The organism is Bacillus sp. RIT 809, from assembly GCF_016892495.1.
Taxonomy (GTDB): domain Bacteria; phylum Bacillota; class Bacilli; order Bacillales; family Bacillaceae_G; genus Bacillus_A; species Bacillus_A cereus_U.
Window position 1 is genome coordinate 99,692 of the sequence record NZ_JAFEMR010000009.1, and the last position, 14,399, is coordinate 114,090.

Consider the following 14,399-nt stretch of genomic DNA (forward strand, 5'->3'; position numbering starts at 1 on the left):
AAAGGAGTTATCATATGGAAAAAGGCAATACATTTGAAAAAGAAGAGATAAAGGCATTAAAAATATTTTTAAGCTTATTCTTCGTTATATTTTTTGCGTATGATTTTGCTGAAAAGACTATTGTCCTTTTATCAGATAAAAATCAAAAACTAGCAGATGCTTTTGGAGAAGGATTAGGTTTATGGCTATATAGTTTGATGGTTGGATTATTCTTTATAGGACTTTATTTTATGAAATGGAAAAAGCCGTATATTGTGAAGTATATTATTTTAATTGGCTATAATATATTGGATTTTATTAATAACTTCATTATTTATTACGGAAGTGATGCGGAATTTGATGGCGGGAATATAGTAGAAGGATTCTTTATTTTATTTGCACCGATATTTGTGAATAAGAGGTACTTTTGGTTAGTTGCCGGAACTATTGTTGGAAAATATGCACTTATGGGATTCGTTGTTCAATCCTTTATCGTTCTTATCCCAATAGCATTATATAGCGTGTTTGTTATTATATGTTGGATTATATTTTTAAGATTCCAATCTTACGTTCGTACACTTGAAATGATGGACAGAGAAATACAAAATGTAGAAAAATTAGCGATGGTTGGAAAAATGGCAACAGTAATTGGCGATAAGATTAGAAGACCGTTAGAAAAATTGAAAAAACTTGTGAATAAGCAAGCGAAAAAATATCCAGAAGATAAGATTTATAGTGAAATTATGAGACAGGAAGTAGAGCGAATTTATACAATTGCTACAGAACTAAATGAGTTTGAGAAATCTAAATCGGTAGAATCCGAAACTCATAATATTAAAGAAATCATCTCTTATGTTATCAGGGTTATGGAAAAGCCAGCTTTAGAACAAGGGATAAAAATGCATGCTATTTATAGTAAAGACATACCTTCAATTACATGTGATGAGAAACGATTGAAACAAGTATTTTTTAATTTAATTAAAAATGCGATTGAAGCAATGTCAGTTGGCGGAACTATTACTGTAAAAGTTATAGTGGAAGATGTGATCATTGTTCAAATTATAGATGAGGGATGCGGCATTCCGAAAGATAAAATTCCGAAGTTAAATGAAGCTTTTTACACAACGAAAGAAACTGGAACAGGCTTAGGATTAGTAGTTACGGAAAAAATTATTAAAGATCACCACGGTAAATTGAACTTTGAAAGTGAAGTTGGAGTTGGAACGACTGTTGAGATTATGTTGCCGATTTAACGGTGGGTATTTTAAAAAAGGGGAAATCACTTTCTTTAGAGTGATTTCCCTTTTCATTTTGGATGGAAGTACGGAATTTCAATAGAGGGGGATGTTTGATAACTAAGGTTTTATAACCACCATTTCTCCTGTGGAATCAAAGTAACATCTACATCAAAATTCTCTTTAAACCAATCATACATCAATGTCTCTTTCACTAAATATTCAGAGGCAGAGTGTGACACACCGATGAGTGACATGTTTGTTTCTTTCACGTAATCCATAATAAGCGAGTATTTATGTCTACCGTAATCATTGTCGATATGGCAATGGATTTCTCCTGTAATATACGCTTCAGCGCCTTTTTCTTCTGCTTCTTTCATTAAAGATACGACATCGCCGCAGCCAGCGATAATTGCAATTTTCTTGATGGAATCATGTTGTTTACCTTCGAAGTCTGTGTAAGGAATATGGAAGAGTTTTTTTAGACATTTTTGGAGTTCTTCTGTTGATATTTCATCTATTTCACAAATAAGACCGACTGGCTCTTGCTCTGGACCACCGTAAGCAAATCCGTCAATTACGTTAGCTTGAAGTGCCTTTGCAATTGAAATGCTAGTTCCATATGTTTGATGAAAATCCATTGGAACGTGACATGTATATATAGAAAGATGTTTCTCTTTTATTACCTGCAAATATTTTTGTGGAATTGGAATAAAGCCTCTCCCTGATTTTCCGAGCGGATCACCGCATTCCATCACAAGTGGATGGTGCATAAAGAGTAAATCACCTGGCATGGATTGTGAAATGAATGTTTCAAGAATATCATCAGTTGGGAAGACAGCTAAAAATACTGTGTTTACATTTTGGGCACCTCGTATCATAAGACCGTTAAATAGCTCCACAAAATTTGCTTCGAAAAATTGTTGCCATGGAAACTGGATCTGATCATATGTGGCTGGAATGAACCGACTAAAGGAACTGTCTTTTCCGTATTTTTCAATTTGGAATAAATGATTTAGTGATTGCTCTATTTCTTTTAAGGCTGGCATGTTTGGTTATCCTCCTTAAGATAATTCGTATCCTGTTAGTTGTTTTTGTCTTTCATAGCAAAATAAGAAGCGGATAGGAAACAAATAAAGCCTAGAATCCAGCCAATAGAAGGAGAATAGGGAAGTATGTGTTGTAATATCATTCCGCTAGAAATAAAAAAGCTACCTAATAGACCTAAGAAAATGGGGTATCGCCGTAATTTGAACATCGATGATACAACCTCCTTTATCACATATATTGTATATTAGTCTTAATTTTCTGTATACAACAAACGGGTGGAATTAAGAAAAAGAATGGTACAATATAAGAATGATACGAGAAGAGAGGATGTAGATTCACGCATGTACGTTACTGTAACAGAAGCAGCATATAAAAAAATTATGGATACGATTCCAAGTGAAGCGAAATATATAAAGTTATTTTACGATAATGAAGGTTGCGGTTGTGTTATGAGCGGGATTATTGATTTAGTAGCCGTTTCAGAGAAAGATGAACGCGATGTAGATATTGAATCAAGTGTACTAAACTTTATTGCAGATCGAACAAAGCTTGTATTTATGGATGATAAGTTAACAGTTGATTGGCATGAAGTTGGAGGGACTTTTCAGCTGAAGAGCCCAAGCCAGTTTTATAATCCGAATATGAAGTTACATGTTCGAGTATAGTAAAGAAAAGGCGGCCCAAAAAAATTTTGGAGCTGCCTTTTCTTTATAGTATAGGGTGATACTATTGTCGTTTCTTATTGATAAGTCGATATTCTTTTTCGAATCGCTGATATACTTTGAAAATCGTCTATAAAATTTCATTTACTAAGATAAGGTTCTTCACACAATAAAAAGATTTTTTCACATAATGAAATGTACACATTATTGAATTTTCTGTATAATTTTCTTTGCGGAGGGGATTGCGTATGAGAAAATGGGGAATTGAGTTATTAATTTTAAGTGTCGTTATTATTTGGGGGATTAACTATACGATTGCAAAATATGGACTTTTAGAATTTACAGCGATTGAGTTTACTGCAGTTCGAATGATGGCAGCAGCACCACTACTGTTATTACTTACGTTCTTTATCGAAAAGTCACTTTATATGGAGCGAAAAGATATACCAAGATTAATCATCGTTAGCACGGTAGGTATTGTACTGTATCAAACGCTATTTATGGAGACTGTACAATATACATCCGCTACAAATGCTTCGTTACTCATTTCTATTTCACCTATTTTTACAACTTTATTTGCGATTTTCTTGAAACAAGAAAAATTTTCTTCTCGAAAGTTAATCGGTTCTATGATTGCTTTTGTTGGTGCTACATTAGTTTTAGTAGCGGGGCATTCACTCGCTAGTTCTTTCTACGGAAATGGGATTGGACTTATTACATCAATATGTTGGGGACTTTATCCCGTTTTAGCAGGGCCGCTTATTAAAAAATACTCAGCATTACGTGTTACTGCATGGTCGGCATTAGTCGGAGCGATTCCGCTCTTATTATTAAGCGGGCCACATGTATTTGTCATGCCATTTCACATTACACACGGAATGACATTGTTTGCTTTATTATATTCTATTTTCTTTGTAACAGTATTTGGTTTAGTGATGTGGTATGTTGGTGTGCAAAAAATTGGTGCGTCACATACGATGGTATATATGTATATTACGCCGCTCGTAGCGGTTTTATTTGCAGCTGTATGGGCAAATGAATATGTATCGTTTCAACAAATAATCGGTGGAATTATCATTTTCTTCGGTCTATGGTTTGTGAAATCGGAGAAAATAGAAGCGCACTCTACCGTACAAGAATCTATATCAAAATAGGAAAACAGATTACCTATGATCTGCTTTCCTATTTTTTTATTTTTGGTAAGAAGATGAGAAACAAGATAGCAGTAATAAGTGGAATTAAGTTTAAAAATGGAATACGGAAGAGTGTAATAAGAATAATACCTGGAAGAAGAACACCGAGGACAGCATAGAAAATACTATGTCTTTTCGTGTACCAATACAAGGAAAGTCCAATAAGTGCAGGGACAATGAGGTGAATGAGAGACATTAAAAAATAAACCATTAGACGCCCCCTTTATTTTTGTGCTTATTACATCATATCCGTATGTTCATAGATTGATATCACTTTTTTCATAAATGGACGAAAAATGTTTGGAAAAACGTCACATTTATGAGGGATTCTACATTATAAATCTTGTATAATATTATTTCCTAAAAGTAATTAAAAAACATAAACACACTGTTTATGTTTTTTAATTTGAGTGAAATGGATTTTAAGTAGCATGGACTCGAAAGAAATGAGTTATATAGCTTTGGTTGGATAGATAAAAACTATTGAAGAGGAGTACAACATGATTAGTATGTCATTAAGGTCGTTTAAAATTCAATCGTATTATCTACTAGGTATTCTGTTATTAGGCTGGATGTTAACACCGTTTTCAGCACATTTTCTAGGTGCAGGAGTTGGACTTATTGTAAGCATGTATTGTGTTTGGATTTTAGGAAGGCGTATCGAAAAACTTGGAGATAGTATCGTAAAGAAGACAAAAGCGCCGACGCTTGGTATGTTTAATCGCTTTGCAGCTGCCATTTTGGGCGCTATTATTATGTACGAAATTGAGCATCATATGGTAATGTGGGCATTTGCAGTAGGGATTCTGGGTGGTTATTTCTTAATCGTTGTGAATTTAGGGTATTATAGTATGAAGGATGAAGAAGAATTAATAAAGGGCTAAAAGGGCTTCTTTTTTAGATGGAATAGAGGATCCGGCGGTGGATAGAAGCGGTCAGATCCTTTTTTAGTCCCATGCGGTGTGAAACCAGAAGGATGTAGTGAGTGGGAAAATAGTTTATATGTTCGAAGCCGTGATTTGTATATGTAAAAATCTAGTTATTTAAATTGAAAATTGGCTTACTCTGGAATAAGGGATCCGGCGGTGGATAGTACAACAGGAAGCGTAACTTTGTATAAAATATAGGTTTCCGCTTCCAATAAGTTAATATGAAATCACTTAGTAGTATGACTCTTAGGTTCTTTAAAAAAGTTGGATGCAATACAACAAACTATTCCGATAATTAGAATAATGTATTTTATCGTTTCACTTGTATGCTCAAATAAATTAACGTTAAGCATCACAAGTCCCCAAAACATTTGAATCGCTCCATAACTGAATAAAATTTTTCCTGTACGAGAAAAATTTTTCATAGGCCTCACCCTTTCCTGTATATGTAAATTATATCATGGGAAACTACAAACGAATGATTATAAAATGAATTTTCTGTAAATTTATGGGTATTGGTATGCAATAGATGAAGAGATTAAAGTTTCACTTTATATAAGATATAGAAAGAAGCTTACGTTTTTAACGTAAGCTTCTTTTTTATGTAAGTGTGTGTAACCGTTAAGCCGCATTGGGTTTTGTCGGTGAGTACGCGGAACTTTACGGTTACACGACACTTATTCATATGAGTAAAAGGGTTATTCCAACAGAAAATTTGTAATTAAGCGATTGGACCGCCTAAGTTAATAATATCTTCAGAAACGCTATCGAATTTTTTGAAGTTTTCTTTAAATTCGTTTGCAAGCTCAATTGCTTTCGCTTTGTAAGCATCTTTATCAGCCCAAGTTTGTTCAGGCATTAATACTTCGTCAGGTACACCTGGAACGTGACAAGGTACTTCAAGGCCAAAGATGTCGTGTTTTGCAGTTTCAGCTTTAGCAAGTTCACCGCTTAGTGCTGCTTGAATCATTGCACGAGTGTAACCTAAGTTCATACGTTTACCAACACCGTATTCGCCACCAGTCCAGCCAGTGTTTACTAAGAATACTTTTGCATTATGTTTCTCGATTTTTTCACCAAGCATTTCAGCATAACGAGATGCATCAAGCGGTAAGAATGGTGAACCGAAGCAAGTAGAGAATGTAGCTTGCGGAGATGTAACACCGCGCTCTGTTCCTGCTAGCTTACTAGTGTAACCGCTTAAGAAGTGGTACATAGCTTGCTCTTTTGATAACTTACTGATTGGAGGCAATACGCCAGATGCATCAGCAGTTAAGAAAATAATTGTATTTGGATGTCCTGCAACACTTGGCAGTACGATATTGTCAATCGCATGCATAGGGTATGCAGCACGTGTATTTTCTGTTAAAGTAGTATCGTTATAGTCGGCGATGCGTGTTTGACCGTCAATGACAACGTTTTCTAAAACGGAACCAAATTTGATTGCATCGAAGATTTGTGGCTCTTTCTCATGAGAAAGGTTTACACATTTTGCATAGCAACCGCCTTCAATATTGAATACACCGTTATCAGACCAACCGTGCTCATCGTCACCGATTAATTTACGGTTTGGATCAGCAGATAATGTTGTTTTGCCTGTTCCAGATAAACCGAAGAATAGTGCTACGTCGCCTTCTTCGCCTACGTTTGAAGAGCAGTGCATAGAAAGAATGTCTTGTTCAGGTAGTAAGAAGTTCATAATAGAGAAGATTGATTTTTTCATTTCTCCAGCGTATTCTGTACCACCGATTAGTACGATACGTTTTTCGAATGAAACCATAATGAATGCTTCAGAATTTGTACCGTCAATTGCTGGATCTGCTTTGAAGTTTGGTGCAGAAACAATTGTGAACTCTGATTCGTGAGTTGCTAATTCTTCTTCATTTGGACGAATAAATAATTGATGTACGAACAAATTATGCCATGCATATTCGTTAACAACTTGAATTGGTAGGCGATAGTTGCGATCAGCGCCAGCAAATCCTTTGAAGATGAATAACTCTTCTTTTTCTTTTAAGTATTCTAAAACTTTTATATATAATTTATTAAAATGTTCTTCAGAGATCGGTTGGTTCACGGCTCCCCAAGCAATTTTGTCAGCAACCGATGCTTCCTTCACAATAAATTTATCTTTAGGAGAACGTCCTGTGTATTTTCCTGTTGAAGCAGAAACGGCACCAGTAGAAGTTAATTTCCCTTCGTTTCGCATTAATACTTTTTCCACTAATTGCGGAACACTTAATTGAATCTGTGCATTGCTTCCGTTCAATAATTCATGTAAACCAATTTGGACATTCACAGTACTCATATTTATATACCATCCTTTTCATTTAATGAAATATTTCTCGTAATCCCCATCAAGAGTATAACACAATTATATAAATAATGTATACTATTTATTTATTTTTGTTTGTGTGAATGTATCATTTCCTTATTAATATTTCATTCTATGCGTATTGAGAAAAACTTTCAGGAAAATGTGAATATTAATTGACAAATGAATATCATTTCTTTAGTATAGGTTGGGACGGATACTCTCTTATCCCGAGCTGGCGGAGGGACAGGCCCGATGAAGCCCAGCAACCTCACTTGTAGTGGTAAATACAGGTGAATAGGTGCTAAAACCTGTGCGAGGCTAACGGTCTCGAACGATAAGAGCAAAGGGCAAAAAGCAGTATGCAAGTAGCAAATTAAACCTTTCCTCTATGTTAAGTAGGAAAGGTTTTTCTGTATGCTTGTGTGGGAGAATAAATGTATGTCGCAGTTTGTGGCAAATTAAGGATGAGTTCCGTACAATATATACAATTACTGTAGGGAGGTTTACCACATGACAAAAAAACGTCATCTGTTCACATCTGAGTCTGTAACTGAAGGACATCCAGATAAAATTTGTGACCAAATTTCTGATTCAATTTTAGATGCGATCTTAGCAAAGGACGCAAATGCACGTGTAGCTTGTGAAACCACTGTAACAACTGGTTTAGTATTGGTAGCGGGGGAAATTACGACTTCTACTTACGTAGATATTCCAAAAATCGTTCGTGAAACAATTCAAGGCATTGGTTACACACGCGCAAAATATGGATTCGATGCAGAAACTTGTGCAGTTTTAACATCTATCGATGAGCAATCTGCTGACATCGCTATGGGTGTTGACCAAGCGCTAGAAGCACGCGAAGGTCTAATGACTGACGCTGAGATTGAGGCAATTGGTGCAGGAGACCAAGGTTTAATGTTTGGCTTCGCATGTAATGAAACACAAGAATTAATGCCACTTCCAATCTCGCTTGCTCACAAATTAGCTCGTCGTTTAACTGAAGTACGTAAAGATGACACATTATCATACTTACGTCCGGATGGAAAAACGCAAGTTACAGTTGAGTATGATGAAAATGGTAAACCTGTACGTGTGGATACAATTGTAATTTCTACACAGCATCATCCAGATGTTACATGGGAAGAAATCGATCGCGATTTAAAAGAACATGTAATTAAAGCTGTAGTTCCAGCAGAATTAATGGATGGAGAAACGAAATTCTTTATTAACCCAACTGGCCGCTTCGTAATTGGTGGACCACAAGGTGATGCTGGTTTAACAGGACGTAAAATCATCGTTGATACTTACGGTGGATACGCTCGCCATGGCGGTGGTGCATTCTCTGGTAAAGATGCAACGAAAGTTGACCGTTCAGCAGCATATGCAGCTCGTTATGTTGCGAAAAACATCGTAGCAGCTGGTCTTGCTGACAAAGCAGAAGTACAACTTGCATACGCAATCGGCGTAGCGCAACCAGTATCAATTTCAGTTGATACATTTGGCACTGGTAAAGTATCTGAAGACGTACTAGTGGAACTAGTTCGTAACAACTTCGATCTTCGCCCAGCTGGTATTATTAAAATGCTAGACTTACGTCGCCCAATTTACAAACAAACAGCAGCTTACGGCCACTTCGGACGTACTGATGTAGATCTTACATGGGAACGTACAGACAAAGCAGCTACTTTAAAAGAGCAAGCTGGTCTATAATATATGAAAAAAAAGCTTTGCGCGTGTCGCAAAGCTTTTTTTATTTGGTTTTATCCCGCATTAACGGGCAGTAAGCCTCCCACCTCAAAATTCGGCTGTAAAGCAAAAAAGTTAGGCAGGAGGCTAACTGCCCGTAAAAGCCCGATTGGTGAAGGCTAATAATCAGTGGGGAAGAACAAAACCCCCACTGATTAAAGTTTCACTTTATTTACTACTTGAATGCAAGAACTACAATAAACTTCCCCGTCTCGCTCAATATACTTCTTCATATTTGTCATACCACTTGCCGGAAATGGCATGTGAATCCATGTTTTTTCATACGTTTGTATTTCCTTTTCACATAATTTACAAAGGATTGATTTCTTACGGAACATAGACAATCAACCTTTCAGTTGACGCGCTTTTCCTGCGCAAAAAGCACTGCTCAGTAAAAATAGCGTTGCGAATATAATACTCACTAATGTAGCGTATGGAATTGCGCCTTTTAAAGAAAAGCCGACAGTGATGGAAGCGACAAATAAGAGGATGAATGTCGTTGTTAATTTTTTATAAAGTTCCATAGTATGTGAACCTCCGAATTATTTTGTATTGTAAATTTAAAAACTAAACCTATTATGTAGAAAACATAAGAAGAGATAAATAGTAGCTAATGATGTGAAAGCTAGGAGTATAAGAAATGGAAATAGTATACCTATTTAAATTCCTTTTTGTGGGTTTTCATACTTATATTGTATCATGACGTATCGGTGGCTTCATACAGAATTGTGTAAAGATATGTATGATAAAATGAAGAAAAGCTTTTAAGAAGGGGAAGATGAAAAATGAGTGTAACTGAACATAAAAAACAAGCGCCAAAAGAAGTGCGTTGTAAGATTGTAACGATTTCCGATACACGTACGGAAGAGACGGATAAGAGTGGTCAATTGTTACATGCATTATTAATAGAAGCAGGGCATAAAGTGACCTCTTATGAAATTGTGAAAGATGATAAAGAAAGTATTCAGCAGGCTGTGTTAGCTGGTTATCATAGGGAAGATGTTGATGTTGTGTTAACGAATGGTGGAACGGGTATTACGAAACGTGATGTAACGATTGAGGCAGTGTCAGTGTTATTAGATAAAGAAATTGTTGGATTTGGTGAGTTGTTCCGTATGATTAGTTATTTGGAGGATATCGGAAGTAGTGCGATGTTAAGTAGAGCAATCGGCGGTACAATCGGGCGTAAAGTTGTCTTTTCGATGCCAGGGTCTAGCGGAGCGGTTCGTCTTGCGATGAATAAGTTAATTTTACCGGAATTAGGTCATATTTCATTTGAGCTGCATCGCCAATGAGTAAGTGGGCTGGAATTGTATTAGCAGGAGGTATGTCGAGTAGATTCGGTGAGCCCAAAGCATTAGCGAGCTGGGGTGGGAGTACTTTTGTTGAGCATATTTTGAAAGTGATGACAAGTACGCTTCAAGAAGTTGTAGTCATTAGTCATTCTGATATAAAAGAGCGAGTGGAGCAATTAGTACAAGTTCCCGTTATAGAAGATATTCCGCATTATAAAGGAAACGGTCCGCTTGCTGGAATTGTATCAGGAATGGAATATATCGAAGCAGATTGGTACGCTATTATGCCTTGCGATGCACCAAATGTTTCGCAAGAGTGGTTTACTATTTTATTAGAACAAACGAGTGATGAGTGTGATGCGGTTGTACCTATTATTAATGGAAGAAAACAACCGTTACTTGCGGCGTATCATAACCGTGTGAAAGAGAAGATTTACACTTTACTTCAGGAAGAGAAAAGAAGCATGGGGCAGCTTTTATCACAATGTAATGTGAAATATGTTGCCGGAGAAGATGTACAAGCAAATGCAGAATGGTTTATAAATGTGAATACGAAAGAAGAATATGTACAGGTTCAAAAAAACCTTTCAAATGAATGAAAGGTTTTTTGATATACAGAAATTGGGGAACAATTACTGTATAAAGGTATGTGAGTAAGTTGATTTTAAGGGGAATTTCTTAAAATCATCATACAGTAAAAACACTGTATAACCATATTTTAATTTTTATGGGTTTTTATTACAAATCTGTTTAGTTATGTGTCTTTTTGCTATAATGAATATAGAAATAAAGCGATATTTCACTTTATGTATCATTTAGTAAACGAAATTTTATAATTGTGTAATAAACTCCCTTCACGTTGTAAATAGCCAGTAAAGGTCACGTTTGGTTGCGGAGCAGCTCCACACAAACAATTATGAAAGTGATTCATATACATCTTTAGTTCTATACGATAAACATAGAATATATTTACAAATATAACATTTGATGGGTAGCGGAATAGAGAGGCCTGTTTTATACTAATATTGTGTCACCCCTTCTAAGGGACAGCGCACAACCGGTTATTGGCTAATGGGAACATTCTCATTTTGCCAGTGCCGGTTTTTTAGTAGATAATGATGATAATAAAGTGAAACTATAATCAGTTGGGGTTTTGTTCATTCCCTACTGATTATTAGCCTTCACCAATCGGGCGTTTACGGGCAGCAGGGCTCCCACCTGACTTTTGAGGTGGGAGTCTTACTGCCCGTAAATAGCGGGATAAATTTTTTGAGGGAGGGATCGTTTTGAAAAAGATAGATTTTACTTCTATGAGAGAGCAAGTAGCTAGTTTTTATATTTATTCTATCTCTTTTCTTGGTTTAATTGCTGTTATTATTTCCTTATTTTTAAGTGAAATGCCTTCCCATCTTATACTGCTTTTGTTGTTAATTATGTTTATGGGAATTACTGAGTATTTTCCTATCCGCATTTGGAGAGGGGGAATCACACTCAGCCTTACACTTATTTATACAATGAATTGGCAGTTTGGGATGCATATAACTGTTGTTTCGTGTGTGGGTGTGATGTTATGTATCCAATTGTTTCGCCGCTTATCTATGCAAAGGACAGTATTTAATTGTGCGCAACTTGCTCTTAGTATCGTATTAGCAGAATGGCTTTCCGGTGAATGTTTCTCTCTTTTTATTTCTGGAATGAATCTTTCAGTTTTATATGAAAAATTCATAATTTTGTTTTTATTCAGCGCATTCCTTTGCCTTTTTAACGGTTTATTTTACGATCTTTTAATCATACTTCTTCCTCAGCCCTATCCGCTAGAAGAGTGGCGTAAAAAGAATATGTTAGTACTCTTGAGTTTGAGTTTTTGTTTATTTTATTCTTCACTTATACATATTTTAGATTACCGATATCGTGGAGTGATGGATGAAATTATGGTTCTGTTCTTCTTTTTCCCGCTTGTGGCAATCTGTATCATTAGCTCTTTCGTTAGACAAATACGGGTGGAAAAAGAACGATTATATAAGCTTTTTTCCATTACGACGGAATTAAGTCGTGGACTATCTGCCGGCAACTTACAGCAGATGAAACAATCACTGAAAGGATTTCTAGGAATACAGGCATATGTTTTATGGGCAAAAGATGAAGAGAACTGGACACTTTTATTAAAGGATGGAAAAGTACGTCGTGATATTTCTAATTATTCTGACCTGCATAAGAAGTTTGAAGAGATATCAGAAACTGTTGTTGTTACTGATTGGAAAACAGGTATGGCTCCGGGAGATGAAGTGTTTGAAAATACTATGCGCTCGCTTGTATATTTACCTCTTAAGGTAAATCATGAATTAGTTGGAATGTTTGTGGCAGGGAAAAGCAGGAGTGCGAGTTTTATTACTGAAGATGTACAGACTTTAGCTACGTTTGCCAATCAATTAGGTAGCTTGCTTAAAACACGGACACTCGTCTCTGAACAGGAAAAAAGAACGATTTTAGAAGAAAGAAATCGAATTGCTCGTGAAATCCACGATGGAATCGCACAAGCATTGGCTGGAGTGATATTTCAGATGGAGTCAGCTCAGAAAAAATATGCAGATCGACCAAAGGACATGCAGCAAGTGGTAGATACAAGCATAAAAAAATTACGGAAGAGTTTAAGTGAAGTTCGTTATTCTATTTATGCTTTAAAGCCATATCCAACACAAAGATTAGGACTAAAACAAGCAATTATAAATAAAGTTCAATCCTTAAAACAAGAATATGGTCTAGCCATTCTATATCATGAAAGAGGCCGTTCTCGAAAACTTAGTTTTACGAAAGAACGAGTCATCTTCGATACTTTACAGGAGAGCTTGCAGAACATTATAAAGCATGCAAAGGCAGATAAAGTTGACATTTTACTAAGCTATCAACGGGAACATGTACTTTTAAAGGTAAAGGATAACGGAATTGGCTTTTCTCTTTTTGAATCTATGATTAAAGCAAAGCATGAGCCGCATTATGGTATATTACATATGAATGAACAGGCTGAACAGCTAGGGGCTACCCTTCAGATTGATAGTTCAGTAGGAAAAGGTACAGAAATCACATTGTTAATTCCAGATTCAGAAATGGGGGAGGGGTATCATGATTCGAATATTAGTAGTGGATGATCATACTGTTTTGCGTGATGGAATTCGAAGTATATTGGAACTCGAATCTGATATGCGAGTAGTTGGAGAAGCTGTTTCCGGGGATGAGGTAGTAAAGAAAGTGGAAGATTGTAGGCCTGATTGTATTTTAATGGATATTAATTTGCCGGGGAAAAATGGTATTGAGGCCACATCACTCGTGAAAGATCAGTATCCGAACTGCCGTGTTCTCGTATTGACTATGTATGAACATGATGAATACTTGATGGCTGCTCTTCGGGCAGGTGCAGACGGTTATTTACTGAAGGATTCATCATCCGAGCAGGTAGTGGCGGCAATCCGAATGGTATTACAAGGAGATTCTGTGATTCATCCGCGTATGACTAAAAAGTTGATTACATATCATCAGCAAACGAAATCAGAATCAAATGAAAATGAACTAACAGAGCGCGAAAAAGAAATACTGTTTGAATTGGTCAAAGGTTTTAGCAATAAGGAAATTGCTGAAGCTCTATATATCAGTGACAAGACAGTTAAAATCCATATAAATAAGATTTTCAGAAAACTAAATGTGAAAAGCCGTTCACAAGCAGTCATATATGCCGTGCGAAATCAGCTTGTTCCATTTTCTTAAATGAAAATCATTTAAAAGAACTACCCTGTGTTTTATTATTTTACTCAAAATAATAAAGTGCGGGGTAGTTCTTTTGTACTATACGGTATAGAACTAATAACTAAAAAAATATTACTTTTTGATAATTTTCAGAAAAGTTTAAATTTAATAAGATAAGAAAGTAGAGTCGTAGTCTAAAAGCTTCGGAAATTTATGTTATGCAATGACTACAAATACAAATAAATTTAGATGGGG

Annotated in this window: 15 protein-coding genes and 1 riboswitch; of the genes, 9 read left to right on the plus strand and 6 right to left on the minus strand. The window is 36.0% G+C overall.

What is annotated here, in order from left to right; all coding sequences use genetic code 11:
- Nucleotides 1-14: 14 nt before the first annotated feature.
- On the plus strand, nucleotides 15-1,232 hold the full coding sequence (locus JTF23_RS11960) for an ATP-binding protein (protein WP_204208835.1): 1,218 nt from the start codon (nucleotides 15-17) through the stop codon (nucleotides 1,230-1,232).
- Nucleotides 1,233-1,342: 110 nt separating this feature from the next.
- On the opposite strand, the gene JTF23_RS11965 is transcribed toward JTF23_RS11960, so the two are convergent.
- A complete protein-coding gene (locus JTF23_RS11965; protein ID WP_204208836.1) occupies nucleotides 1,343-2,263 on the minus strand; it encodes a Nif3-like dinuclear metal center hexameric protein in 921 nt (306 codons plus the stop codon).
- A 342-nt stretch (nucleotides 2,264-2,605) separates the two neighbouring features.
- Here JTF23_RS11965 and JTF23_RS11970 point away from each other — a divergent pair, with 342 nt between their 5' ends.
- Nucleotides 2,606-2,929: an iron-sulfur cluster biosynthesis family protein gene (locus JTF23_RS11970; protein ID WP_070145227.1), complete on the plus strand. Its 324-nt coding sequence runs from the start codon at nucleotides 2,606-2,608 to the stop codon at nucleotides 2,927-2,929.
- Between the two features lie 245 nt (nucleotides 2,930-3,174).
- Nucleotides 3,175-4,080 (plus strand): DMT family transporter, encoded by a 906-nt coding sequence (locus tag JTF23_RS11975; RefSeq protein WP_204208837.1) that lies wholly within the window; start codon nucleotides 3,175-3,177, stop codon nucleotides 4,078-4,080.
- Nucleotides 4,081-4,108: 28 nt separating this feature from the next.
- Here JTF23_RS11975 and JTF23_RS11980 read toward each other — a convergent pair whose 3' ends face one another.
- The gene (locus JTF23_RS11980) at nucleotides 4,109-4,330 is read right to left on the minus strand and encodes a hypothetical protein (RefSeq protein ID WP_204208838.1); all 222 of its coding nucleotides are present in this window, start codon (nucleotides 4,328-4,330) and stop codon (nucleotides 4,109-4,111) included.
- A 289-nt stretch (nucleotides 4,331-4,619) separates the two neighbouring features.
- Here JTF23_RS11980 and JTF23_RS11985 point away from each other — a divergent pair, with 289 nt between their 5' ends.
- The gene (locus tag JTF23_RS11985) at nucleotides 4,620-5,003 is read left to right on the plus strand and encodes an ATP synthase subunit I (protein WP_204208839.1); all 384 of its coding nucleotides are present in this window, start codon (nucleotides 4,620-4,622) and stop codon (nucleotides 5,001-5,003) included.
- 272 nt (nucleotides 5,004-5,275) lie between these two features.
- Here JTF23_RS11985 and JTF23_RS11990 read toward each other — a convergent pair whose 3' ends face one another.
- Nucleotides 5,276-5,473, minus strand: a complete 198-nt coding sequence (locus JTF23_RS11990) for a hypothetical protein (protein ID WP_088099588.1) — start codon at nucleotides 5,471-5,473, stop codon at nucleotides 5,276-5,278.
- A 296-nt stretch (nucleotides 5,474-5,769) separates the two neighbouring features.
- The gene (pckA, locus tag JTF23_RS11995) at nucleotides 5,770-7,356 is read right to left on the minus strand and encodes a phosphoenolpyruvate carboxykinase (ATP) (RefSeq protein WP_002112418.1); all 1,587 of its coding nucleotides are present in this window, start codon (nucleotides 7,354-7,356) and stop codon (nucleotides 5,770-5,772) included.
- 228 nt (nucleotides 7,357-7,584) lie between these two features.
- Nucleotides 7,585-7,706, plus strand: a riboswitch (SAM riboswitch).
- A gap of 169 nt (nucleotides 7,707-7,875) precedes the next feature.
- On the opposite strand from pckA, the gene metK reads away from it, so the two are divergent.
- On the plus strand, nucleotides 7,876-9,075 hold the full coding sequence (gene metK / locus JTF23_RS12000) for a methionine adenosyltransferase (protein WP_002112417.1): 1,200 nt from the start codon (nucleotides 7,876-7,878) through the stop codon (nucleotides 9,073-9,075).
- A 191-nt stretch (nucleotides 9,076-9,266) separates the two neighbouring features.
- On the opposite strand, the gene JTF23_RS12005 is transcribed toward metK, so the two are convergent.
- Both JTF23_RS12005 and JTF23_RS12010 read right to left on the minus strand, forming a co-directional pair.
- Nucleotides 9,267-9,449, minus strand: a complete 183-nt coding sequence (locus JTF23_RS12005; protein ID WP_204208840.1) for a hypothetical protein — start codon at nucleotides 9,447-9,449, stop codon at nucleotides 9,267-9,269.
- A gap of 6 nt (nucleotides 9,450-9,455) precedes the next feature.
- Complete coding sequence (locus tag JTF23_RS12010) at nucleotides 9,456-9,635, minus strand: hypothetical protein (RefSeq protein WP_002067722.1); 180 nt, start codon at nucleotides 9,633-9,635, stop codon at nucleotides 9,456-9,458.
- 261 nt (nucleotides 9,636-9,896) lie between these two features.
- On the opposite strand from JTF23_RS12010, the gene JTF23_RS12015 reads away from it, so the two are divergent.
- From JTF23_RS12015 to JTF23_RS12030, 4 genes are all read left to right on the plus strand, one after another.
- The gene (locus JTF23_RS12015) at nucleotides 9,897-10,406 is read left to right on the plus strand and encodes a MogA/MoaB family molybdenum cofactor biosynthesis protein (protein WP_204208841.1); all 510 of its coding nucleotides are present in this window, start codon (nucleotides 9,897-9,899) and stop codon (nucleotides 10,404-10,406) included.
- Nucleotides 10,403-11,005 (plus strand): molybdenum cofactor guanylyltransferase, encoded by a 603-nt coding sequence (locus JTF23_RS12020; protein ID WP_002160143.1) that lies wholly within the window; start codon nucleotides 10,403-10,405, stop codon nucleotides 11,003-11,005. The genes JTF23_RS12015 and JTF23_RS12020 overlap by 4 nt, the downstream gene beginning before the upstream one ends.
- A 687-nt stretch (nucleotides 11,006-11,692) precedes the next feature.
- Complete coding sequence (locus tag JTF23_RS12025; RefSeq protein ID WP_204208842.1) at nucleotides 11,693-13,552, plus strand: GAF domain-containing sensor histidine kinase; 1,860 nt, start codon at nucleotides 11,693-11,695, stop codon at nucleotides 13,550-13,552.
- A complete protein-coding gene (locus JTF23_RS12030; RefSeq protein WP_002160145.1) occupies nucleotides 13,527-14,165 on the plus strand; it encodes a response regulator in 639 nt (212 codons plus the stop codon). The genes JTF23_RS12025 and JTF23_RS12030 overlap by 26 nt, the downstream gene beginning before the upstream one ends.
- The last annotated feature ends 234 nt before the right edge of the window (nucleotides 14,166-14,399 follow it).

What these genes read in the sequence shown, in the direction of transcription:
- JTF23_RS12010 (WP_002067722.1), bottom strand. Translation starts at nt 9,635, where the DNA reads ATGGAACTTTATAAAAAATTAACAACGACATTCATCCTCTTATTTGTC.
- JTF23_RS11975 (WP_204208837.1), top strand. Translation starts at nt 3,175, where the DNA reads ATGAGAAAATGGGGAATTGAGTTATTAATTTTAAGTGTCGTTATTATT.
- JTF23_RS12030 (WP_002160145.1), top strand. Translation starts at nt 13,527, where the DNA reads ATGATTCGAATATTAGTAGTGGATGATCATACTGTTTTGCGTGATGGA.
- JTF23_RS11980 (WP_204208838.1), bottom strand. Translation starts at nt 4,330, where the DNA reads ATGGTTTATTTTTTAATGTCTCTCATTCACCTCATTGTCCCTGCACTT.
- JTF23_RS11990 (WP_088099588.1), bottom strand. Translation starts at nt 5,473, where the DNA reads ATGAAAAATTTTTCTCGTACAGGAAAAATTTTATTCAGTTATGGAGCG.
- metK (WP_002112417.1), top strand. Translation starts at nt 7,876, where the DNA reads ATGACAAAAAAACGTCATCTGTTCACATCTGAGTCTGTAACTGAAGGA.
- JTF23_RS12005 (WP_204208840.1), bottom strand. Translation starts at nt 9,449, where the DNA reads ATGTTCCGTAAGAAATCAATCCTTTGTAAATTATGTGAAAAGGAAATA.
- JTF23_RS12015 (WP_204208841.1), top strand. Translation starts at nt 9,897, where the DNA reads ATGAGTGTAACTGAACATAAAAAACAAGCGCCAAAAGAAGTGCGTTGT.
- pckA (WP_002112418.1), bottom strand. Translation starts at nt 7,356, where the DNA reads ATGAGTACTGTGAATGTCCAAATTGGTTTACATGAATTATTGAACGGA.
- JTF23_RS11970 (WP_070145227.1), top strand. Translation starts at nt 2,606, where the DNA reads ATGTACGTTACTGTAACAGAAGCAGCATATAAAAAAATTATGGATACG.
- JTF23_RS11960 (WP_204208835.1), top strand. Translation starts at nt 15, where the DNA reads ATGGAAAAAGGCAATACATTTGAAAAAGAAGAGATAAAGGCATTAAAA.
- JTF23_RS12020 (WP_002160143.1), top strand. Translation starts at nt 10,403, where the DNA reads ATGAGTAAGTGGGCTGGAATTGTATTAGCAGGAGGTATGTCGAGTAGA.
- JTF23_RS11985 (WP_204208839.1), top strand. Translation starts at nt 4,620, where the DNA reads ATGATTAGTATGTCATTAAGGTCGTTTAAAATTCAATCGTATTATCTA.
- JTF23_RS11965 (WP_204208836.1), bottom strand. Translation starts at nt 2,263, where the DNA reads ATGCCAGCCTTAAAAGAAATAGAGCAATCACTAAATCATTTATTCCAA.